Origin of the sequence: Peribacillus sp. NPDC097224 (genome assembly GCF_044761985.1) — a bacterium.
In the GTDB taxonomy this organism is placed as follows: domain Bacteria; phylum Bacillota; class Bacilli; order Bacillales; family DSM-1321; genus Peribacillus.
In genome coordinates, this window is sequence record NZ_JBIWDK010000011.1 from 45094 (window position 1) to 67258 (window position 22165).

Consider the following 22165-nt stretch of genomic DNA (forward strand, 5'->3'; position numbering starts at 1 on the left):
TAGATGACTCAATCAAATAATCAAAACGAATCGAATAGCAAACTACTAAAAGGTATTATTATCGGAGGAATTGTCGGCGGTGCCTTAACATTATTGGACTCGAACACAAGAAATAAAATGAAACGTTCTGCAGTTCTTTTAAAAGACAATTCCATGAATATGATTGAACAGGTAAAACAAAATCCCGGTGAAGTGAAGGAACAAATGGTATCCGGCGTTAAGGGTGCAACCGAAACGATCAAAGAGGCAATCAGTGACGTTGAAACCCTATATGAAACCGTTAATGAAGAAGTCGTAGGAAAAGTATCGGAAGTGAAAGAGATTTCCACCAACGCCCTCGGTTCAGCGAAAGATGCAACAAGTGAATTGAAGGACATTAGCTCTAAAGTCGTAGTGGCTGGGAAGCAATTGAAAGAAACTCCTGCACAATCCCTGAAAACGGAAAAGGAAGATAATAAAAAAGGCGAAAAAGATAGCGATGAAATGGTCACCAAATCCCAACTATCAAATGAAAAATCCATCTCATCCAACTTCTAACACATAAAGAAAGAGCAGAGAAAACTCTGCTCTTTTTTCGTACTAAATATTGAATTGACTATCGTACAAATCCTTATAAAACCCTCGACTCATCATAAGTTCGTGATGGGTACCCATTTCGATGATTTCACCATCTTTTATAACCAAAATCTTGTCGGCGGTTTCTATTGTTTTCAATCGGTGGGCGATGACGAAGCTCGTGCGCCCCTCCGTCAAGCGGTTCACTCCTTTTTGGATTTCAATTTCCGTCCTTGTATCAATACTCGATGTCGCCTCATCTAAAATCAACACATCCGAATCCGCCAAGATGGCCCTGGCTATGGCCAAAAGCTGCTTTTGCCCTTGACTTAAATTCAAACCGCCTGTTGTGATCCGGGTCTGATACTGATCTGGCAAGTGTTTGATGAAGCCATGTGCCGAAGCAACCTTAGCCGCTTCAATCACTTCAGAATCTGTTGCATCTAACCGGCCATATCGGATATTTTCTAAAATGGTCCCCGAAAATAGAAAAGTATCCTGGAGAACAATGCCGATTTTCTTTCGTAAATCACTAATTTTATAGTCTTGTATGTTTCGACCATCCATGTTGATTTGACCCTGGTCCACTTCATAAAATCGGGATAGCAAATTAATAATCGTCGTTTTCCCCGATCCGGTCGGACCAACAAGGGCAATGGTCTGCCCGGCTGATGCCGTAAAGTTAATTCCCTTTAGAATCGGTTGATCCTTGGAATAGCCAAAATGGACATCTGTAAACTCTACATCCCCCTTAAAGGCATCGACGGGTATTGCACCCTTTTTATCCTTCATATCAGGCGTTTCATCCAAGATTTCAAATACACGTTCGGCTCCTGCAATGGCTGATTGAAAGGTATTTAGTAGACTGGACAGTTGATTGATTGGTCGGAAAAATTGCCGGGAGTAGGTCACAAAAGCGGCAATGAGTCCCACCGTGACCGTTCCCTTTACGGCCATCAAAGCACCGACACCGATGACAATAGCTAAGCCGATGTTGTTAATGAAGTTATTAATTGGCCCCAAGAACCCGGAAACTGTATCAGCGGCCATTGAAGAACGGCGAAGCCTCTCATTAACGGTGGAAAACTGGCTGAAGACCTTTTCTTCTTTTCCAAATAAAGTGATGACTTCCGTTCCTGAAATGGATTCCTCGATGAACCCATTTAACTCCCCTAAGTCACGTTGCCTTTTTATGAAGTTACTGCTGCTGTATTTGATGATCTTTTTAGTCGTCAGTATCATCAGCGGGACAATCAGTAGGGTTACCACCGCTAAAATTGCATTCATGGAGAACATCGCTATCGTCACACCGGCAATCATGAGCAACGAATTAAAAATTTGGATGACACTTTGACTTAATGCATTGTTCAATTGATCAATATCGTTCGTCACCCGGCTCATCAAATCTCCATGAACCCGGTTATCAAAAAATCGTAAGGAAAGCGTGTGAAATTTATTATATAAGTCTTTACGCAGCGTTCGAATGGTCCGTAACGATACATTTATCATGATGGCTGTCTGCATCCAGGTGAACAGAGACGATCCGATATAGACAGCTGCAAGTACCCCTAGCATTCTTACCGTACCCGTAATATCTTTCGGAATAATATAGTGATCTATGATTCTTCCAATCAGATAAGGTCCTGATAGACCAAGTAATGTCGAGAGCACCACAAATAAAATCGCTATGATCAAACCCGCTTTCTGCTTCTCTACATACTGCCAAATCCTTTTAACCGTCTGTTTTTTATTCTTTGCTTGAACGACCGGGCCACCAAATCCTCTTGGTCCGCGGGCTTTCCCCATCACATCTGATACTGGAGGTTGATTCATCTGCTTATTCATGGGGAGCTATCTCCCTTCCGCTTTGCGTCCGATAAATATCCTGGTAAACACGACTTTTGGCGAGTAGTTCTTCATGAGTACCCTTCGCCTCAATCATTCCGTCATCCATCACAAGAATCTGATCGGCATCCATAATCGAAGATATCTTGGATGAAACAATGAACACCGTCGAATCGGTAAATTCCCGCTTCAACGCCTGTAGGACCTTTGCTTCCGATAGGGCATCTATCGCTGACGTCGAGTCATCCAAGATCAAGATCCTAGGTTTTCGGATAAAAGCCCTTGCAATAGACAACCTTTGCTTTTGCCCACCTGACAAATTGTTGGCACCCTGAGTCAGCCTATACGAGAATGCCCCCTCAAAGCCCTTAACAAAATCAAGAGCGGCCGCGGATTGAGTCGCTGCTTCCATATCTGCCGTCCCCGCCTCCTCTTTTCCGAACCGTAGATTTTCTTCAATGCTTCCGGAAAACAGCGAGGCCCTTTGAGGAATATACCCAATCTCACCCCTTAGGCTTTTTAGAGGATAATCCTGTAAAGGGATGCCATCAATAGTAATCGTACCGGTATCAGGATCATATAAACGCGGAATCAACTTAACGAGGGTGGACTTCCCACTGCCTGTTGAACCGATAATACCTATCTTTTGTCCTCCTCGGGCATGAAAACTAATATCTTTAATCACATATTCACCATTTTTGCTATAACTGTAATTCACACGTTCAAACTTCACATCCCCCGTCCTTGCCTGAACAGATGCTGGTTTGGAAGGTTCATTAATATCAATTTCCGTATCTAACACTTGTTGAATCCGGTCTGCCGAAGGAAAGGAGCGCGTGATCTGCATCAAGACGTGACTACTCGACATCAATCCGTTCATGATGATATTCAAGTAGTTGATGAAAGCTAATATGACACCGACCTGCATCGTTCCGTTTTCTACCCTGATTGCACCCATCCACATACCAGCCACCACACCCAAATTGATAACAAATAACAAAATGGGCATTAAGGCCATAATGGTCTGCTCTGCCGCTACATTTCGTTTCGTCAGCTTATCATTAAACTCCTTGAAACTCTCCTTTTCAAATTCCTGGCGGTCATATGCCTTAATGACCCGGATGCCACTCAGTGTCTCCTGGAGCTTTGTATTCACATGATCCATGGCTTCTTGAACCCGTTTAAATAACTTCCCTGCCTGTGAGGAAAAATAAATAATGGCGACCATCAAAACAGGTACAGCGACCGCTAATACCGGAAACAATTCACGTGCTGTCACCCAGACGATAATGACACTCCCAATAAACATGAGCGGCCCCCGGACAAATATCCGTAAGGTCATCATAAGAGAAGACTGCACAGAGGTAATATCATTTGTCACAATCGTGATCAGCTTACCTGTCCCGAATGAATCAGTATTCTTACTAGAAAAAAGTTCCGTTTTCCAAAAAACATCCCTACGTACATCTGAAGCAAAATGAACAGCGGCTTTCGTGCTGTAAACGGTACAACCCAATCCACCTATCAGTCCAATCACTGCAGCTCCCAGCATCAAAAAGCCTAGTTTGGTCACATACACATTGTCTTGGTTGGCTATTCCCTCATCAATGATATGCTGCATCATAGTGGGTTGTAGTAAATCCATCGCTACCTCTATACACATACATAACGGTGCTAAAATCGCAAACAGCGTATATGGCTTCAGATAGGGCAATAACTTTCTTAACGACTTCACTTGCCTTCCCCTTCTTTCTAAAACAGTTCCTATTGGTTTAAAGGCTTTAACATTATTTTCACATGAAACTTTCTTCCATCACCCATTCCGTATACCTTGTAAAATAGCCCGTCAACATGTCCATTTTATGTAAACCTTTCTTCATATCGATTAATTTTAACACCCTAAAACCACTAAAAACAATTGAAATATCGCCAGATTTCATCTCACAAAATCGTATATAAACAAAAAATGGTGCAAAATCGTATGTTACCGATTTTGCACCATTTTCCCTCGTATCTTATTTCGTTGCTTCGAATTTATTCGTTATATCGTAATCTTTCTTCACTTCTGCTAACCAAACCGTGTATTCTTCTTGTAATTTATTATTTAGAAGCGCTTCTTTGATTTCTGGCTTGCTATCTTCTAAATTCGCTTTTTTAGCTTCTTTTTTACCCGTAACTTTTATGATATGGTATCCATACTCCGTTTTGACCGGGTCACTGACTTTATTAACGTCCATGTTGAAGGCAACGTCTTCAAATTCTTTAACCATATTACCTTTTCCGAAGTATCCTAAGCTTCCGCCTTTTTCCTTCGTTCCAGCATCAGTGGAATACTTGGTTGCCAGCTCAGCAAAGTCTCCGCCAGCAGCAAGTTCTTTTTCTACTTTTTCCGCTGTCTTTTTGTCTTCCACTAAAATATGACTAGCTTCCACTTGTTCTTCTTGGGCAAACGTATCTTTATTTTCTTCAAAATACGCGCTGATTTCATCATCAGTAACAGTAATCCTAGGTTCAACTAATTTTTTCGTATGAAGATAAACCACGATGTCTTGTTTCAATGCCGCTAGGGAAGAACCGCTCGCTTCCAATTGCTCTTTTAAAGCATCTTCTCCACCGTATGATTCAGCTAAGGTATCGATTTCTTTTTGGATTTCTTTCTCTGTAATTTTAATGCCTTCCTTATCTGCTTCTAATTCAACGATTTTATCAGTGATTAATTGATCGACCGTTTCTGCTCCATAATTTTTGACAAGCGTATCTTGTAGCTCTGCCTCTTTGATTTTCTCTCCGCCTACGCTCGCGACTGTCTTATCAGTAGAGACTACCATTGCATATATTAGGATGGCGGCGATAATTAATATGGCGCCTGCCCATACATATGTCTTCGTGCTTTTCAATAAATTCATATTCTCTCTCCCTTGATTTTTCATTTTATAATAGCAGGAAATTATTAAGAATATCTTAAGATTCCTCTTCACTCTGCTCTTAATGATTATACTAACATAATTTTTTCTCCACCGACATTTTAGAGTATCAAAGGAAACCGGCTTATCCAGTGGGCGACTTATCTACTATGCAAAAAAAAAGCCTGGTCCGAGAAGGAGGACAACACCTTCTCAAACCAGGCTTCCATTTATTTGCGATGCATCTTGAATTCTAGAAAAAGGTCGTTATAACGGGCCAGATTTTTCTTTCCGATGTTTTCATACACTTCTAGTTTATCAGTCAGTTCAGGAGATGGATAGAACCTCTCATCCTTCACTACTTCTTCCGGTAAATACTTCAAGGCTGCTTTATTCGGAGTGGAATAGCTTACATATTCCGCATTCTGTGCAGCCACTTCGGGATCTAACATGAAATTAATAAACTGATGGGCCGCATTCACGTTTTTCGTTGTTTTTGGGATGACCATATTATCGAACCATAAGTTCGATCCCTCTTTGGGCACCACATATTCAAGGGCTTCGTTTTCCGCCATGATTTCGGAGGCCACTCCTGACCAGACGATTCCAATAGCTGCTTCCTGCGTTTCCAGGAGCATGCGGCTCTCATCTCCAACAATCGCTTTTACATTTGGAGTAAGGCTATCAAGCTTCGTTTTCGCTTCTTGAAGGTGTTTTTCATTCGTATCATTTAGGGAATAATTCAACGAGTTTAGACCCATGCCGATTATTTCACGAGCACCATCCGTCAAAAGGATTTGATTTTTCAAATCTTTATCCCATAAGTCTTCCCAGCTTGTTATTTCTTTTCCCCCAAGCATCTTGGAATTATAAACAACCCCAACGGTGCCCCAGAAGTAAGGGACCGAAAACTTGTTTTCCGGGTCGAAAGGTAAATCGATAAATCGCTCATCGATGTTTTTCAAATTTGGAAGTTTGGAATGATCCAGTGGAATCAACAGATTTTCTTTACGCATTTTATCAATCATATATTCGGACGGAATAGCCACGTCATAGGTGGTACCGCCCTGTTCAATCTTTGTCATCATTGCTTCATTCGAATCGAATGTCTCGTAAATGACCTTGATTCCGGTTTCTTCCTCGAATCGGTCAATCAAATCCGTATCGATATAGTCTCCCCAATTATAAATGGTCAGTGTATCGCTACTTGTAAATCCCTGCGATGAGTTCAACTTCGATGTCACATATAACAGCAAGGCAGAGGTGATTGAAATGACTAGGAACATTTGGACAATCTTCTTCATCTTTTCCCCCCCATTCCTGTATGCTTGACTCGCTGCGTAACAAAGTAATAGACAACGACCAATATTAGTGTGACAAAGAATAGCAAGGTCGATAACGCATTAATATTCAAGGAAATCCCACGGCGGGCCAATGAATAAATTTCCACTGATAAAGTAGAGAATCCATTACCCGTTACAAAGAACGTAACCGCAAAATCATCCAGTGAATAAGTCAATGCCATAAAGAAACCGGCAAAAATACCCGGTGAAATATAAGGCAGAATGACTTTCGACATTACATTCCATCGGCTCGCCCCTAAGTCTCGGGCTGCATCAATCAAGGTAGGGCTCATTTCTTGAAGCTTTGGAAGCACCAGTAACACAACAATTGGAATGCTAAAAGCGATATGTGATAGCAGTACCGAGTAGAACCCAAGCTTGATGCCAGCCATTGTGAAAAGAATCAAAAAGGAAGCACCAATAATGACATCTGGACTTACAATCAGGACGTTATTGAGGGATAAGAATGAATTCCTCATTTGGCTGTTTGTAAAAGAACGGATCCCAATAGCACCGATGACCCCGATAATCGTGGCGATTAGCGCCGACAATAAGGCAATCACAAGCGTATTTAAAACAATGATCAACAGCCTTGTATCCTGGAAAAGCTCCTTATACCAATCCAGCGTGAAACTCTCGAAGTCATACATCGTTCCACCGCTGTTAAACGAATAAAAGACTAAAAAGAAAATCGGCGCATAGAGTACCAGAAAAATCAGGACAAGGAAAACCCTCGATAACGGCGATAGTTTTTTTCTCAATTTACACACCCTGCTTTCGGTTACCCGTTACGAACATAATCAGGAACATAATAATGATTAAAAAGACGGCAATGGTAGAACCCATTCCCCAATCCTGGGTCACCAAGAAATGCTGTTCAATTGCAGTTCCGAGCGTAGTGACCCGATTTCCAGCAATTAGCCTTGTCAGCATGAACAGTGAAAGGGCTGGGATGAAAACAACCTGGCAGCCGGTCTTAACGCCATCGATCGTTAACGGGAATATCACGCGTCGGAAAGTCATCCAACGTGATGCGCCTAAATCATTAGCCGCATCTACAAGAGTCGGATTCATTTCGTCCAACGCATTGAATATTGGTAAAATCATGAATGGAATAAAAATATAAACGGAAACGAATATGAAACTGAAATCAGTAAAGAGTATCTGTTGTTTTCCAATTCCTATCGCTTCCAAAAAGGCATTCGTCATGCCATATGTGCCGAATATGCCAAGGAACGCATAGGCTTTTAATAACAGATTGATCCATGATGGCACAATGACCAGCAGCAGCCAAAGTTGCTTGTGTTTGGTCTTGGTCAGAAGATACGCTGTTGGATACGCTACTAATAGCGAGATCGCTGTAATTAAAAAGGCATACCAAAACGAACTGAGTGTCATCTTCAAATAAACGGGAGTGAAGAACTTTTGATAGTTAATTAACGACAGATTGCCTTCGATATCGAAAAAGGAATAATACAGAACCAGTAGTATCGGCGCAATGACGAAAAATGCAATCCATAAGATATAAGGGATAAAGTAAATATTTCTAGAAAACTTATTTTTCATGGCTTTCTCCACCATGGTACGCTTCTAAACGCTTATCGAACTCTTCCTCTGTTTCTCCCAAACGCATGACGTGTATGGCCTCTGGGTCAAAATATAGACCGATTTCATCCCCGACGGTCACCTTTTTCGTCGACTGGACTAGCCATTCATTTCCATCATGGTCATAACAGCTGATTTCATAGTGCACACCACGGAATAACTGAGAGTCCACCCGAACTTGCAGTTTCCCTCGATCGACTGAAGTAATCTCTAAGTCTTCAGGTCGGATGACAATTTCCACGGCTTCATTACGATTCAATCCTTGGTCCACACATTCGAATTGTCTCCCTACAAACTCGACAAGGTAATCTTCAATCATTTTTCCTTTTACGATATTGGATTCGCCAATAAAGTCGGCAACAAAGCGATTCAAAGGTTCATCATAAATATCAATAGGCGTTCCGCTTTGTTGGATTTTCCCTTTATTAAGGACGAAAATTTCGTCTGACATCGCTAGCGCTTCTTCTTGGTCATGAGTGACGAAGATAAAAGTAATGCCAAGTCTTTGTTGCAATTCCCGCAATTCATACTGCATTTCGGTACGCAGTTTTAAATCCAGGGCTGATAATGGTTCATCTAGAAGAATGACTTCCGGTTCATTCACAATCGCCCGTGCAATCGCTACCCTCTGACGCTGACCGCCTGACATCTCCCTGATTTCGCGTTTTTCATAGCCATCCAAATTCACGAAACTTAGGGCTTCTTTCACCTTAACCTCGACGTCGGCGTTCTTCATTTTTTTTATCCGAAGTCCAAATGCCACATTCTCAAACACATTCAAATGTGGAAATAGGGCATAATCTTGAAAAACCGTGTTGACCTGACGTTTATTGGCCGGAACATTGTTGATTTTTTCACCTTCAAAATAAATATCACCTTTTGAAGCTTCCGTGAACCCTGCTATCAATCGTAGGATGGTCGTCTTACCACAACCCGATGGACCCAGTAGTGTATAAAACTTCCCTCTTTCAATTTCAAAACTGACATTATCCAGAACAACTGTATCGTCATCGAATTGCTTCGTAACATTTTCAAACCGTATAATCTTTTCATTTGCCATAGAGACTTCCCTCTTTCCATTGAACCGCATGTTCTACTTTTCAAATAGACAAGCGTTTGCAATCACTAAATTCTATAAATATGATTCCGTCACCACCAGCAGTAATTCGGATGCTCCATCAAAATCATTGATGATTTGATGTTCATCGGATGCATGAAAGTAAATGGATTCCCCAGCTTTTACAAAATAGGTATGTGTACCAAGCTTCACAATCACCCTGCCACTCAATACATATCCAAAGGTTTCTGACAACGAGGGTTCAAACTGCTTGAACTCCCCTTTTTCCTGAAGTGTCAGCCGAATCGGTTCCATTTCTTTTTCATTGGATTCTGGTACAAGCCACTGAATCTGATAACCGCGCTCTTCATCAATGAAAAAGGTTTGCGTTTCTTCCTCATACACTACCTTTTGAACTTGCTCCTCTTCATCAAAGAAGTCTTTTGGAGTGCAGCCAAGTACTTCAAGGATATTAAAAAAAGTCTCTATTGAAGGTGAACTTAAATCTCTTTCCAGCTGCGAGATATACCCTTTACTTAAATCCGTTCTCTCTCCCAACTCTTCCTGAGTCAATCCTTTTTTTAAACGGAGATTTTTAATCTTTTTGCCAATATGCATAGTATTACCTCAATCCGTTTAGGAATAGTAAACTTACAGTCAATAAAGTTTTGTATTAGTAAACTTTAAGTTTAATTTAATTTTAATTTAACGGTCTTTATTATACAGGAATTAAGTAAAAGTTCAACGGTAATGCAAGGAAAAAATCCCGTTACGATGAGATGGCTAGATAGTCCGCCAACAACTGGGAAAAAGGAAGGCTGCCTCTTGTATCCTTACCAGTATTTAATCAATCGTTTAATGAAAGTTTACCCGTTTAGATGCCCAATCCATTCTGCCGAAAGATGTGCATAATAAAAGGACCGCCATTTTCGGCAGTCCTTTTTCATCATAATCTGGCCGCAATCTCCTGGGCCCTTTTCTCTCCATCCGTAATACAATCAGGGATCCCTACCCCATAATATGAGCAACCTGCAAGAAGTACATTCGGATAGTTCGCTTTCATTTTCTGCTCTAGGGATTGAACAATGTAAGGGTGTTGAATGTGGTAATTCGGCATGTTGTCCTGCCACTTCGTAACTTCGCTTGATACAGGATACTCAGAAATATCCAAGCTTTTTTTAATATCCCCTAATGCCACTTGTATTAATTCTTGCTTCGATAATGACTGTAACCGATCATAATCAGGGTTGGAGCTTTTATAAAAGAGCCGGACTAGCAACTGGCTATTTTCTGAAGTATGCTCCCATTTCCGACTAGTCCAGGTACAGGCATTGCACATCAAATCACTATTTTCACCGACAATGAATCCTGTTCCATCAGGCAGTGTACTGTCGGGGATATCGAATCCAAGGTATATGCTGATCATCGAACTATTAAGCAATCCGGCAAAGTCCTGGTCCAGTTCAGTGTCGCCCAATAGTTTTTGCGTAGTCGTATGTGGCGTACTTAGAACGATGAAATCCGTCTCGATGGTTTCTCCATTTACTAAGGTAACCGTATAGCGCTCTTCATTTTTCCTTATTCTTTCAACCGGATTCCCTTTTAAAATGTCCACACAATCGAGGAGTTCTTCCAACCGTTCAACCAACATCGATAAACCATTCTTAAACGAAAGGAATTTTTTGTTTCCCTTGCTCTTGTATTTATCCTTATTCTCCGATAAGCCGCGGATGATGCTCCCATATTCATTTTTATAATCCAGCATTTCCGGTAATGTCTTGGCAATGGTCAGGTCATTTAACTTACCTGAATAAACGCCAGATAAAACTGGAGAAATCTGCTTCTGAACGAGTTCCTTACCCAGAAAGCTTTCCAGAAATAAACCGATTGAATCATTCTTCGTAAACGTCTCGTTTTTTGTATAAAAATCTCTTAACGCGTCCACCTTACCCTGTGGAGAAATGAGTTCGGTTTTTGCCAAGGACTCCAGGCTCATCGGAATACCGAATAGAGCGTCTTCAGGTATTTTCTTCAGTTTCCCGTCCGTATGGATGAATGATGTTCCTGTGGCATTGTAGACCACATCATCTTCAAGACCCAATTCTTTGATAAATGGTTTTACATGTTGTTTTCTGGCAACAATCGAATCCGCACCCGCCTCCATCTTAAAAGCACCGTCATGAATCGTATTGATTTTACCGCCTAATGTATCATTTCCTTCTATCAGGATTAATCTTGCGGGAAGGTTATCGGCCTTCACGACCTTCTGTAAATGATACATGGTCGACAACCCTGTAATTCCTCCGCCAATGACTACAACTGTTTTCATATTTTCACACCTCTATTAGCATACTTATCAATAAACAAAGTGTACCATAAGGCAGAAGGGAAATTAAAACAGCCACGAATTCAACATGGACTTTTGAACCGGATGTAACATTTCAGACAAATTCCAATCATTTAGTAGATGGTGTGCGAATGTTCCTTATCGATATCCCACTCGCTTTGTTTTATCTTTTCCTTTTCTCTACGGTTGAAACTCCTCCAAGCGCACCGAAAAAGCACGGTCGATTAATTCGACCGTGCTTATCCTGAATATGGTCAATGACTGTTTTCGTTGATACTAAGTGCTTCGCGTAAATTGATTTGCTGCCGGATTCTATTGGCAACATCCCTTGGTATTTTTCTTTTTTCAAACATTTCCTGAACGTCGTCACGTTCTGCCTGAATCGCCTTATAAAATAGTTCTCGTTCATAATTGACCATTTTACTAGGTTTACGCCCTTTATTTTCTCTTTTGTATCTCAAAATAAGTAATTTATACTCTTCGATGATCATGGAAGATGTCTCATGGTTTTCAGGTGTAATGCCTGCTTGTATCTCTTGGATAGCCACTTTATACATCCTGATCTTAAGGTCTTTCACCTTTTCTAGTCTCTCCAAATTGATTCTTCTTATTTCTTTTTTATTCGGGAAGAATAGTTTAAACACCTTTAACATCGATCGTCGGAAAAGTGTCAAGGACCTGTAAAAACGGAATTTCATCCGATTAGTGACTGCCCCTTCCATACGTTGGATATATTCCAAGCAAATATAAGCGGATTCCCTATCTACTTTCTCCTCTTTAATGAGTTGGTCCAGGAATTTCCTTTCCGCCTCAAGAGCTTTAAAGCGAAGTTCTTTTTCTTCTTCTCCAATTGTGTTTGAACTTTTGCCCTGTTCAACATAGGAAAGCGCATTGATTTTCGTATGGTATCTCGAAATAATGGACATAGCCGCTTCCCGGTTTTCATCCGTCATTTGAGACTCTACAGTTTTAATCGCCGATTGATGTGCATGAATGGTAGCCAATTTTAGCTTATCAGCCTGCTTATCCACCACTTCTTCTTCCTCTGTTCGGGCCACGATAGGAAGGAAGACACTTGCAACGATCAAAGAAAGTAATATGACGCCCGCTGCAATGAAGATGATTAACGAGCGCTCCGGAAATGGACTGCCATCCGCTAATATATAGGGAATCGAAAAAGATCCTGCTAGTGTAACCGCTCCGCGTACTCCGGAAATGGTAATGATTCCTGCCGCCATGAAGTCCGGTTTTTGGACACCGGATTTATACGTCATCCAACCGATTGACCAAGCGGCAGTAATCCAGATGTATCTTAGGATAAATAGGAACAGAGTAATGACTACAATATAGAGAATCACTTGTCCATTATGGAATGCTGGATCTTGGAATATGATCTTGGCCACGCTAGGAATTTGCAGACCTAATAGAACGAATACCAAACCATTTAATACATATAGAATGACAGACCACGTACTCTTGGATACGACCTGCAATTCAACTGTTGGTGATAACTCTCGATCTCGTTCTATGGCATGAACAATTCCCCCTGCCACAACCGCTAAAATACCTGAAAGGTGGAAATGCTCCACAACGAGGAAAATGATAAAAGGTGTTAGGATTTGGATCAACGTATGCATCGTTACATCTTCCATACCCAATCGGCGAATGATGACACGTAGCCTGATAATAATGAAGGACAAAACAGCCCCACCTACAAATCCCCCAATAGCTATCAAAATAAAACTAAATGTTGCATCGACCAGGGAGAAGACCCCCGTGACAGTAGCCGCAACAGCGAATTTAAAGGCTACCAGACCTGAAGCATCATTCATTAACCCTTCCCCTTCAAGAAGGTGCATGATACTTTTCGGTAACTTAAGCCTACTAGCCAAAGCACTGACCGCGACAACATCCGTAGGAGAAAGGATGGCCGCTAATGCAAATGCAGCAGGCAATGGGATAGAAGGAATCATCCAGTTAATAAGATATCCTCCAGCCCAAACGGTGACGAACACGAGGCCTAAAGCAAGCATGAGAATCGGTGTCCTCAACTTCCATAAGGCTGTACGAGGCACATTTTTACCATCGTTAAATAAAAGCGGTGCTATAAACAGAAGCAAAAAGAGTTCAGTTTCCATTTGTATATGTATACCTAAAGGTAAGAGTGCTATTACGACACCCAGTGCTATTTGAATTAACGGCACCGGTACAAAAGGGACAAAATGATTGATTACATTAGACGCTCCAATTAAGATAAGAAGCGCTAATATAACAAGAAAAAACTCCATACGAACATTCAACTTCCTTTCTTAACTATTTTCATAACTATAAGCGTACCATAATATACCCCCTCCGTTCATTCATTAGCTTATCCTTCCCTTGAATTATTAGGAATTATCTATACATTTTAACTAAAACCTATTGACCCCAACGTTGCGTAAGGGATTAAGATGAGGATGAGGTGATTGGAGTGTTATATAAAATCAAAGAAATTGCCGATATAGCAAATATCAGCATACGGACGTTACACCATTATGACAAAATCGATTTACTTAAACCAGAAGCGATTTCTTCTTCCGGATATAGGCTTTATTCCGATCAAAATCTAGAGACATTACAGCAAATCCTTTTTTATAAAGAAATCGGGTGTTCACTTCAACAGATTAAATCCATTCTTGAAAGTCCTGATTTTGATCGCAAACGTGCTTTGCTTCAACATAAAGATCTCCTCAAAAAAAAGAAAGAACGACTAGAAGAGATGATTCAAACGATTGATCAGACCCTGTTAATAATCGAAGGAGGCGGCACCATGAACAAAGAAGAGATGTTTGAAGGCTTTGATATGTCTGAGATAGAGCACTACCAAAAGAAGTATGCTAAAGAAGCGCAAGAACTATATGGGAAAAAGATAGTCGACGAAACTTTGAAAAAAACCAATAGCTACTCAAAAGGTGACTGGAAGTCCATAACCAAAACTCAAGAAGACATTTATCAAACATTAATAGAAGGAATGAGTCATGGTCCTGGTGATCCACAGGTTCAACAAGCAGTCGCAGCATGGCAAAAATATATCACAGAAAACTTTTATGAATGTACCCTGGAAATACTCCGTGGACTTGGTGATTTATATGTCCAGGATGAACGTTTTACAGCTACTATCGATAAATACAAACCCGGTTTGTCCACATTCTTTCGAAGCGCCATTATCATATACTGTGATAATCACACTTCATAGTATTAAAAAAAGCTGTACGGCCTGTGGTCGAACAGCTTTTCTATTATACACGATCAATTTCACTCAATTATGACGCTCCTGGAACAAACAAACGCAGGTGATTATGCAATACTTCCGCTTGAAAAGGCATTTCGCTACCTCTTTCACCATCCATATTAACAATGAGGTCCTCTGATGTAGATACGTGAAGCTTAGAGGTTGGAATGTACTCTATTTCTTCATGGTTCTTGATTTCTCCCTTAATTAAACTTGGAATGATTTTGAGGATGAGTGGAATGGAAAGACTTTTGATGATGAATGTATGGAGTTTCCCGTCATTCACTTCCGCCTCTGGTGCAAGTTGTTCAAAACCACCGACAGAATTTGTCATCGTAGCAAACAGTAAATAAGTCTCACCGGTCCACCTTCCATGATCATGTTCCACAGTTATAGGGAATGGTGTCTTCTTGACTAACGTCTTTGCTCCTTCCAAAAAATAAGATAGTGAGCCAAGACGCGTTTTCTGCTCCACACTCACATTATAGGTAGCCTCTGCAATGGCCCCGACGGCCAATACATTCATGAAATACCGATTATTGATCTTACCGATATCCGCTTCTTTAACCGCAGATTTTGTGTACATCTCCATTGCTTTGATAGGGTCTAACGGTATATTAAGTGCCCTTGCAAAGTCATTCACTGTTCCGAGTGGGATAATCCCTAATATGGGCCTATGCTCCTGTTCCGCGAGACCATTGACCGTCTCATTTACCGTACCATCTCCCCCCATTGAAATTACGGCATCATATTTCCCTTCACATGCTTCTTTTGCAAACCGCGAAGCATCACCCTCGCCCTTCGTTTTCCGAACCACTACTTGTTCATAAATATCTCCAAGCACCTTTTCCACATTGGGCAAAATTTCTCCTGCTTTTTCTTTTCCAGAGGATGGGTTAATAATGACCATAACTTTTTTAGACATAAGTGACCTCCTGTTATTTATTGCTATTAACAAGTTACCTCTTTACTAAAATACTAAAACCAATTTCCCATTCTTTTGCGAAAATAACCCCATCGATGAGCCAAAATCTTAGAAAACCCTTCGAATCTCATCCCCCCGTACTAGCAAAAATCCTCTGTACTATTCTGTTGTATAAATTAATCTATTTAGTCTTGGACGCTCCACCCCATCAATCCCACTTTTTAGGTAAACGTAGTAATCAGGTTTAGTTAAAAAGAAAAAAATAATAAAATATATCACAGAAAACCCTTGTTACAATAGGATTCTCCATACTAATTTGGAAATATTTTTAAATTTTCTGTGAAATGCCTATACTTTTTTAACCATCGGGTATATACTGTATTATAACAACAGACAGATATTAAAAACTGTACTACAGAAAGGAGAGTGTGACATGCAAACGAGTCAATTAGAAAATATGAAAGACCAATCATTAGCACAATGTACCGAATGTGGTGAAACCCTTTTTGATGGAACAGAATCTTACTTGATGGAATGCGATCGCTGCCTTTCTAAACGTGAAGAATGAATAAGTCTTAAAAATAGAAAAGACCTTATAAAGGAGGAAACCACCATGCAAAGTAAAAAATCCATTGAATTTTTCAACAGTATCCCTGCCAAAGATTGCCCAGAGTGTGGCGACCATATCGTCGAACACGCCGAATCTTACTTGATGGAATGTGACCGTTGCCTTTCTAAAAGCGAAGACTACTAAACAACTAAAAGGAGGAACAAGTATGCAAACTAAAAATCCAATGGAATTCTTCAGAACCCTTCCACCCAAGCAATGCACCGAATGCGGGGAGCAAATCGTGGAACAAGCCGAATCCTACTTGTTGGAATGTGACCGTTGCCTTTCTAAAACCGAAGACTACTAAACAACTAAAAGGAGGAACAAATATGCAAACTAAAAATCCAATGGAATTCTTCAGGACCCTTCCACCCAAGCAATGCACCGAATGCGGCGATCAAATTATGGAACAGGCTGAATCCTACCTCGTGGAATGTGACCACTGCCTTTCAAAAAAAGATGAATATTAAAGAAAGTCGCTGACATCAAAAGCTGTAAAGGCCAACTCTTTGATGTCAGCATATTTTTTTATAGAATCTTATCCCCTACCGGGCGATGACACTTTATCCATAATAAAAAGGATGCCTCATAAGACACCCTATTATCATCTGCTTTTTTACACTTCAGTTTTCCACAAACCCATCCGCTGTTTTTCCGTTTACCTTCGTCTTGCGAAGTTTCAAATAATCTAAAGCAAAAATCATGAACTCAATACCGAGTCGTTGTTCAGATTTCATGAAATTGGCACCTAATAGCCTTTCTAACTTTTCAAGGCGGTGGTAAAGTGTTTGTCTTACGATAAATAATTGTTTGGATGTCTCCTGTTTAGATCCATTACAGGCAAGATACGTTTTCAAGGTTGGCATTAACTCCCCGTTATTTCGTCTGTCATACTCGATGACCGGACCTAAATATTCATACACGGTTTCTTCCAAGTTTCCGTGTTTGTTAATGAGCGCAATCATTCGATACATATGTAAATCTTGATAAAAATAGCTTCTGCTTTCCTCAGTTAATGTTTCCTGAAGCAACAAGGTCTCACGTGCCGTTTCATAACTCTTGTAAATTTCACTTAACTTTTGAACATATTTCCCAAACCCTATTGAAAGCACATTCATTCGGTTGCGACCAGTAGCATCCATCATTCTGATTCGATCCAGGGCCCCCGTCACTCTCTCTTTCCAATCTCCAGGTGAACGGTTATCCCCTAAAATAAAGACCAGATGTTGGTGTACTTCCATAGAGAAAATCTGAAATCCATATTGTTCAAAAACGGATCTAAACAGGATTTTAAAATAAGTCCCTTCTAGTTTAGCAGAACCTTTATTATACCTTGAGTGTTGTTTGCAAATGCATACGATGCCGCCTTCCAATTGCATCTTCGGATCAATATATGATAGTTGCTCCCGGATGACTTCATCACTATATTCCCCTTCGAGCCAGTTCGTTAGCCATTTGCTCTCTTCAGATATCTTCTTTTCCTCTAAATAGATTTCACGTAATAGATATTGAGCTAAAGCCGTAGCCGTTCGATCCAAGATAAGGGAATCAAAGTCGGTCATTTCTCGATTACTACTATAAATGACCAGTTCCGCATAATTTTCACCAAGGACACGAATCCTTTGTTTCAGAACGAATTTACTTAAATTTTGCTTTTCATATACTTCGGCTAACAATTGCTGGATGAGTTTTTTCTTTATTTTTGGAATACAGGCTATATCATTCTCATTGGGAATAAACATCACCTGAACATTTAAATACGAATGAAGAAATTTTAGAATTGGTTCATAATGGTCAATTTCGAGGAGTTTTTTATTCAACTGCTGTGAGTAGGTTTCTAGGTTGGAGATCATCTGATACTGTTTATTAATGATTAAGGAATGAATGTCCTGAGTAATTTCAACAAAAGGAACTTCCTGATTAAATAAAATGAGGGGAAAGCCATGCTCGTCTGCAAGGTCTATCGCACTCTGTGGAATGGCCATGGCATGGGTAGCCATCTCTATACAGAGTCCTGCCGCATTACATGTAATGAGCTGATTTAAAAAAGAAAGGAATGTACTATCTGAATCCTTCCACCCCAGACCGGTGGTAAGAATTAGTTCGTTTCCATTTAACAAGTGACTGATTTGGGTGACTTCCAAACAGTGGACCCATTTGACTTGGCGTTTTAACCCACCTTCGCCTCCGACCACATCCGTCCGGTTAAAATGCCTGCGCGTTAGAATTTCCTCAATTGTAATCGACGTATTCATCCATCCACCATCCTTTTATAGCTATAGAACCTATTATAAACGGACTGTCTGTAAATCTCCAGATACTGGACATAATAACTAACGTCAAAATTCTACAAAATTTTCAGTTATTTTTGTAGAAATCATGCTATGCATTTCATTCCTAGTAGTTTCCCCCTTCATATTCTTACTATCTATTCATAAATGAACATAAAAAATGACCTATTCAACTGAAAATAGGCCAGCTTAACAGCTTTACATCCTTAGGGGATACATGTTTTTAATTTAGTTTTTTAAAAAGCAATGTTGAGAAATATTTTCTGCCTTCTGGAGTCTTGATATTCAACTGCTTCCATTCCTGCTTCGTTCCTTCAATCAATTCGAAATCAAGGAAAGCGCCACTTAAGTTTTCAGAAACCCGGGTGATTCTGTACCCTCGTTCAAGTAAAAAATCAATTTGTTCCCTTTCTAAGCGATACTCTTGGTATTCAGACATGTCCCACTCCTCCTTATTTAACGTTTTCCCCGCCTAAAGGCATATTCAGTACCTCTTCTTCGTCAACCATTCTCTTTCCGATATCCCAATCCTTGCCGACGGAGATTCCTAAATATTTCTCATCGCTCGGATCTATAATCTCTGCCTGTTCGTACTTCTTGAACCACCAATATTTAGCCAGTACATAATAGGTTGCACTTCCGAGTATAAAACCGACTATAAATGAGTAATTGGAAAAAATCGTTGCCCCGCTTCCACCAATGATCCAGGCAATGATTCCCGCCCAATTTACACCGTTTTTATACTTATATTGCCCTTCACTTTCATATAGTTCTGGTACATTGACACGGCGCTTACGGAGAAAGTAATAATCAGCCACCAAAATACCCACAATGGAGGCTAAGATCCCACCGACAATTAACAAAACCTCAATGATGATACCGAAAAGGCTCCATGGCTGAACAACGATTCCAATGATTCCCGCAACCACAACTCCCGACCAAAACGGCATTCTTGGTCCCATTACATTCGAGAAGATGGTTGCTGCCGGAATAACATTAGCCGAAGTATTCGTTGACCACTGAGCAAAAACGATCATTAGTAATAGAACACCAAGGGTAATGCCACTGGCTGACCCCTGTATAGCAACAACAGGATCATAATTGGAAACGGCCATGTAGGAAACGGCTCCGATAATAACCATGAAGGTTTGGGTAATAGGATAGGTAATAACGTTCCCTATAATCTGCCCTTTATTGCGTTTGAACCAGTTCTTCTCATTTTTTGGTGCCTCTATAAAACGGGAAAGTGTCGGCATATCCGCGGTCAACGTTCCCCAAAACCCCATATTCGACATGATGACGACCATGAAAGCTGTTACAGCCGCCCCTCCGGTTGCCGGACTCTCAATCCATGACCAGACTTCCCTACCTTGTGCGACTGCTTGGTCAGAAAGCGTAAAATACATCCAGCCAGAAATCAAGATGATAACCGGGGCTGCCAAATCGGCAAACCGTTCGATTGACTTGATTCCCATGGCTGTATTGACTAATTGCAAAATGGCAAAAACCAAAAAGCAGATAAACCAATTATTAAAGTTAAAAAGAGTGGCAAAGATAGCGTTCATCGCAGTTGCACCGAAATAAGTGTTCAATCCAAACCAGCAAGAGGCAACAAACGCCCTGACAAGTGAAGGGATATGAGTGCCAATCGTTCCGAAAGGCGCCCTCATGTATACAGGAAATGAAATTCCATGTTCCACGCCTATATCCCCTGTCATTGTCATCAAGAAGCCAAGAACTACGCAGGCGATTACTGTCGCAAGTACGACCCAACCAAGCGATAGGCTTTGGACCCCATTCCCTCCAATGGCAAAGGCGGCCAATACGACAGCCATCCCCACCCAGATGAAGCCAAATCCTACTGCGCTAATGTTCTTCTCTCTATGCGGTATAGGCAGCAAATCGGGAGACTTTAAATAATCCTTATTTTCGCTCATCCATAAAATCCCCCTTTAATTTGCTTTAAATATCCATGATAACTTTAGACCGGAAGCTTATTCTCTGAAACCGACTCAAGCGACGTATTATACTTAGCCCGCTTCAAGAACTGCCCTTTACCAGCCTCCCCTACAAACTGTTTATCACGAATGACGAACTGACCACGAGATAAGACAGAAACGGGTTCACCTGTAATTTCCAGTCCTTCAAAAGCATTGTAATCTACAGCCATATGATGGGTTTCAGCGGAAATGGTCCGCTCCACTTTCGGGTCGAAGATAACAAGGTCGGCGTCCGATCCAACTGCAATCGTTCCTTTTTGTGGAAATAGCCCAAACAACTTGGCTACTCTTGTAGAAGTAATATCGACAAACTGATTCAGGGTGATTCGGTCTTTTTTGACTCCCTCTGAATAAAGGATACTCATTCGGTCTTCAATCGTCGGTCCACCGTTCGGAATCTTGGTAAAGTCGTCTCGTCCCAAGTCCTTTTGTCCTTTAAAGTCAAAGGAACACTGATCAGAGCCTATGGTTTGCAGCTGGCCTGTCTTTAAAGCATTCCATAGCACATCCTGATCCTTCTTCTTCCTCAATGGTGGCGACCATACATATTTAGCTCCTTCAAAATTGGGCTTTTCGAGATAGCTTTGATCCAGCACCAGATATTGAGGACATGTTTCTCCCCAGATATCGACACCCTTATTTCTTGCTTCAGTAATCTTCTCAACCGCATCTTCGCAAGTGACATGAACGACGTAAAGTTGTCCATTCGCCATTTCCGTCAACTTCGCTGCTCTTCCGGTCGCTTCTCCTTCAAGCTCAGGAGGTCTGGTTAAGGCATGATAAATTGGATCGGTCTGTCCCTTTGCGAGTGCCTGCTTTGTTAAATAATCGATGACATCTCCATTTTCTGCGTGGACCATGACAAGGGCACCAAGTTCTTTCGCCTGCAGCAAAGTCCGATAAAGCGTTGCATCATCTGCTTGAAAAACATTTTTGTATGCCATGAACACTTTAAAGGAAGAAATCCCTTCTTCATCAATGATGCTTGGCAGTTCAGCCAGAACTTCATCATTGATTTCACTGATCATGAGATGAAAGCTATAATCGATGGCGGCTTTGCCGTCCGCTTTCTTGTGCCATGTTTCAATGGCATTCTTTAAAGGCTCCCCCTTTTCCGTTAAGCAGAAATCGATGACCGTCGTCGTGCCCCCATATGCGGCTGCAATCGTTCCCGTTTCATAATCGTCCTTCGTGGTCGTCCCACCAAACGGCATATCTAGATGGGTATGTGGGTCTATACCCCCTGGGAATATTAGTGCGCCCTTGGCATCAATGATTTCAGCTCCCTCGGCTGATAGGTCTTTACCAATCATTGTAATGACTTCATTTTCAATCAAAATATCTGCTTGGTACGTATCTGCAGCCGTTGCTATAGTGCCGTTCTTAATAATTTTTTTCATAATTTACCCCTCC

The 22165-nt window shown here is 41.0% G+C and carries 21 protein-coding genes; 6 read left to right on the forward strand and 15 right to left on the reverse strand.

The window, feature by feature from the left end:
• Positions 1-3 precede the first annotated feature (3 nt).
• Positions 4-537 carry a YtxH domain-containing protein gene (locus ACIQXR_RS17900; protein WP_402875593.1) on the forward strand — a complete coding sequence of 178 codons (534 nt, stop codon included), beginning with the start codon at positions 4-6 and terminating at the stop codon, positions 535-537.
• A 42-nt stretch (positions 538-579) separates the two neighbouring features.
• On the opposite strand, the gene ACIQXR_RS17905 is transcribed toward ACIQXR_RS17900, so the two are convergent.
• The 10 genes from ACIQXR_RS17905 to ACIQXR_RS17950 form a co-directional block, all read right to left on the reverse strand.
• Positions 580-2361, reverse strand: coding sequence for an ABC transporter ATP-binding protein (locus ACIQXR_RS17905; RefSeq protein WP_402875652.1), 1782 nt, complete (start codon positions 2359-2361; stop codon positions 580-582).
• Positions 2362-2392: 31 nt separating this feature from the next.
• On the reverse strand, positions 2393-4135 hold the full coding sequence (locus tag ACIQXR_RS17910) for an ABC transporter ATP-binding protein (protein ID WP_402875591.1): 1743 nt from the start codon (positions 4133-4135) through the stop codon (positions 2393-2395).
• Positions 4136-4415: 280 nt separating this feature from the next.
• On the reverse strand, positions 4416-5306 hold the full coding sequence (locus ACIQXR_RS17915) for a peptidylprolyl isomerase (protein WP_402875590.1): 891 nt from the start codon (positions 5304-5306) through the stop codon (positions 4416-4418).
• A gap of 227 nt (positions 5307-5533) precedes the next feature.
• Positions 5534-6607: an ABC transporter substrate-binding protein gene (locus ACIQXR_RS17920; RefSeq protein WP_402875589.1), complete on the reverse strand. Its 1074-nt coding sequence runs from the start codon at positions 6605-6607 to the stop codon at positions 5534-5536.
• The gene (locus tag ACIQXR_RS17925; protein ID WP_402875588.1) at positions 6604-7407 is read right to left on the reverse strand and encodes an ABC transporter permease; all 804 of its coding nucleotides are present in this window, start codon (positions 7405-7407) and stop codon (positions 6604-6606) included. The genes ACIQXR_RS17920 and ACIQXR_RS17925 overlap by 4 nt, the downstream gene beginning before the upstream one ends.
• A 1-nt stretch (position 7408) precedes the next feature.
• Positions 7409-8212 (reverse strand): ABC transporter permease, encoded by an 804-nt coding sequence (locus ACIQXR_RS17930; RefSeq protein ID WP_402875586.1) that lies wholly within the window; start codon positions 8210-8212, stop codon positions 7409-7411.
• The gene (locus ACIQXR_RS17935) at positions 8202-9311 is read right to left on the reverse strand and encodes an ABC transporter ATP-binding protein (protein ID WP_402875583.1); all 1110 of its coding nucleotides are present in this window, start codon (positions 9309-9311) and stop codon (positions 8202-8204) included. Before ACIQXR_RS17935 ends, ACIQXR_RS17930 begins: the two co-directional genes overlap by 11 nt.
• 72 nt (positions 9312-9383) lie before the next feature.
• Complete coding sequence (locus ACIQXR_RS17940; RefSeq protein ID WP_402875580.1) at positions 9384-9926, reverse strand: helix-turn-helix domain-containing protein; 543 nt, start codon at positions 9924-9926, stop codon at positions 9384-9386.
• 328 nt (positions 9927-10254) lie between these two features.
• On the reverse strand, positions 10255-11637 hold the full coding sequence (locus ACIQXR_RS17945) for a protoporphyrinogen oxidase (RefSeq protein WP_402875579.1): 1383 nt from the start codon (positions 11635-11637) through the stop codon (positions 10255-10257).
• A 272-nt stretch (positions 11638-11909) separates the two neighbouring features.
• Positions 11910-13943: a Na+/H+ antiporter gene (locus ACIQXR_RS17950; RefSeq protein ID WP_402875650.1), complete on the reverse strand. Its 2034-nt coding sequence runs from the start codon at positions 13941-13943 to the stop codon at positions 11910-11912.
• Between the two features lie 182 nt (positions 13944-14125).
• Between ACIQXR_RS17950 and ACIQXR_RS17955 the strand changes: the two genes are divergently transcribed.
• Positions 14126-14890, forward strand: a complete 765-nt coding sequence (locus ACIQXR_RS17955; protein WP_402875577.1) for a MerR family transcriptional regulator — start codon at positions 14126-14128, stop codon at positions 14888-14890.
• Between the two features lie 67 nt (positions 14891-14957).
• On the opposite strand, the gene ACIQXR_RS17960 is transcribed toward ACIQXR_RS17955, so the two are convergent.
• The gene (locus ACIQXR_RS17960; RefSeq protein WP_402875576.1) at positions 14958-15851 is read right to left on the reverse strand and encodes a diacylglycerol/lipid kinase family protein; all 894 of its coding nucleotides are present in this window, start codon (positions 15849-15851) and stop codon (positions 14958-14960) included.
• 433 nt (positions 15852-16284) lie between these two features.
• Between ACIQXR_RS17960 and yhfH (ACIQXR_RS17965) the strand changes: the two genes are divergently transcribed.
• Genes yhfH (ACIQXR_RS17965) through yhfH (ACIQXR_RS17980) form a run of 4 tightly spaced genes read left to right on the forward strand, consistent with a single transcriptional unit; the run spans position 16285 to position 16931 of the window.
• On the forward strand, positions 16285-16419 hold the full coding sequence (yhfH, locus tag ACIQXR_RS17965) for a protein YhfH (RefSeq protein WP_402875574.1): 135 nt from the start codon (positions 16285-16287) through the stop codon (positions 16417-16419).
• 45 nt (positions 16420-16464) lie between these two features.
• On the forward strand, positions 16465-16605 hold the full coding sequence (gene yhfH / locus ACIQXR_RS17970) for a protein YhfH (protein WP_402875572.1): 141 nt from the start codon (positions 16465-16467) through the stop codon (positions 16603-16605).
• Between the two features lie 22 nt (positions 16606-16627).
• Positions 16628-16768 carry a protein YhfH gene (gene yhfH / locus ACIQXR_RS17975; RefSeq protein WP_402875571.1) on the forward strand — a complete coding sequence of 47 codons (141 nt, stop codon included), beginning with the start codon at positions 16628-16630 and terminating at the stop codon, positions 16766-16768.
• Between the two features lie 22 nt (positions 16769-16790).
• On the forward strand, positions 16791-16931 hold the full coding sequence (yhfH, locus tag ACIQXR_RS17980; protein ID WP_402875569.1) for a protein YhfH: 141 nt from the start codon (positions 16791-16793) through the stop codon (positions 16929-16931).
• A 153-nt stretch (positions 16932-17084) separates the two neighbouring features.
• Here yhfH (ACIQXR_RS17980) and ACIQXR_RS17985 read toward each other — a convergent pair whose 3' ends face one another.
• The 4 genes from ACIQXR_RS17985 to hydA all read right to left on the reverse strand — a co-directional run bounded on the left by ACIQXR_RS17985 (position 17085) and on the right by hydA (position 22152).
• Positions 17085-18716 (reverse strand): PucR family transcriptional regulator, encoded by a 1632-nt coding sequence (locus tag ACIQXR_RS17985; protein WP_402875567.1) that lies wholly within the window; start codon positions 18714-18716, stop codon positions 17085-17087.
• Positions 18717-18975: 259 nt separating this feature from the next.
• On the reverse strand, positions 18976-19191 hold the full coding sequence (locus ACIQXR_RS17990; RefSeq protein ID WP_402875565.1) for a hypothetical protein: 216 nt from the start codon (positions 19189-19191) through the stop codon (positions 18976-18978).
• Between the two features lie 13 nt (positions 19192-19204).
• Positions 19205-20689, reverse strand: a complete 1485-nt coding sequence (locus ACIQXR_RS17995; protein ID WP_402875563.1) for an NCS1 family transporter — start codon at positions 20687-20689, stop codon at positions 19205-19207.
• 44 nt (positions 20690-20733) lie between these two features.
• The gene (hydA, locus tag ACIQXR_RS18000) at positions 20734-22152 is read right to left on the reverse strand and encodes a dihydropyrimidinase (RefSeq protein ID WP_402875561.1); all 1419 of its coding nucleotides are present in this window, start codon (positions 22150-22152) and stop codon (positions 20734-20736) included.
• Between the last annotated feature and the right edge of the window lie 13 nt (positions 22153-22165).

Bases quoted from the DNA above. Each gene is read 5' to 3' on its own strand.
- ACIQXR_RS17900 (WP_402875593.1), top strand. From the start codon at position 4: ATGACTCAATCAAATAATCAAAACGAATCGAATAGCAAACTACTAAAA.
- ACIQXR_RS17905 (WP_402875652.1), bottom strand. From the start codon at position 2,361: ATGGGGAAAGCCCGCGGACCAAGAGGATTTGGTGGCCCGGTCGTTCAA.
- ACIQXR_RS17915 (WP_402875590.1), bottom strand. From the start codon at position 5,306: ATGAATTTATTGAAAAGCACGAAGACATATGTATGGGCAGGCGCCATA.
- ACIQXR_RS17920 (WP_402875589.1), bottom strand. From the start codon at position 6,607: ATGAAGAAGATTGTCCAAATGTTCCTAGTCATTTCAATCACCTCTGCC.
- ACIQXR_RS17930 (WP_402875586.1), bottom strand. From the start codon at position 8,212: ATGAAAAATAAGTTTTCTAGAAATATTTACTTTATCCCTTATATCTTA.
- ACIQXR_RS17935 (WP_402875583.1), bottom strand. From the start codon at position 9,311: ATGGCAAATGAAAAGATTATACGGTTTGAAAATGTTACGAAGCAATTC.
- ACIQXR_RS17940 (WP_402875580.1), bottom strand. From the start codon at position 9,926: ATGCATATTGGCAAAAAGATTAAAAATCTCCGTTTAAAAAAAGGATTG.
- ACIQXR_RS17945 (WP_402875579.1), bottom strand. From the start codon at position 11,637: ATGAAAACAGTTGTAGTCATTGGCGGAGGAATTACAGGGTTGTCGACC.
- ACIQXR_RS17950 (WP_402875650.1), bottom strand. From the start codon at position 13,943: ATGGAGTTTTTTCTTGTTATATTAGCGCTTCTTATCTTAATTGGAGCG.
- ACIQXR_RS17960 (WP_402875576.1), bottom strand. From the start codon at position 15,851: ATGTCTAAAAAAGTTATGGTCATTATTAACCCATCCTCTGGAAAAGAA.
- yhfH (WP_402875574.1), top strand. From the start codon at position 16,285: ATGCAAACGAGTCAATTAGAAAATATGAAAGACCAATCATTAGCACAA.
- yhfH (WP_402875572.1), top strand. From the start codon at position 16,465: ATGCAAAGTAAAAAATCCATTGAATTTTTCAACAGTATCCCTGCCAAA.
- yhfH (WP_402875571.1), top strand. From the start codon at position 16,628: ATGCAAACTAAAAATCCAATGGAATTCTTCAGAACCCTTCCACCCAAG.
- yhfH (WP_402875569.1), top strand. From the start codon at position 16,791: ATGCAAACTAAAAATCCAATGGAATTCTTCAGGACCCTTCCACCCAAG.
- ACIQXR_RS17985 (WP_402875567.1), bottom strand. From the start codon at position 18,716: ATGAATACGTCGATTACAATTGAGGAAATTCTAACGCGCAGGCATTTT.
- ACIQXR_RS17990 (WP_402875565.1), bottom strand. From the start codon at position 19,191: ATGTCTGAATACCAAGAGTATCGCTTAGAAAGGGAACAAATTGATTTT.
- ACIQXR_RS17995 (WP_402875563.1), bottom strand. From the start codon at position 20,689: ATGAGCGAAAATAAGGATTATTTAAAGTCTCCCGATTTGCTGCCTATA.
- hydA (WP_402875561.1), bottom strand. From the start codon at position 22,152: ATGAAAAAAATTATTAAGAACGGCACTATAGCAACGGCTGCAGATACG.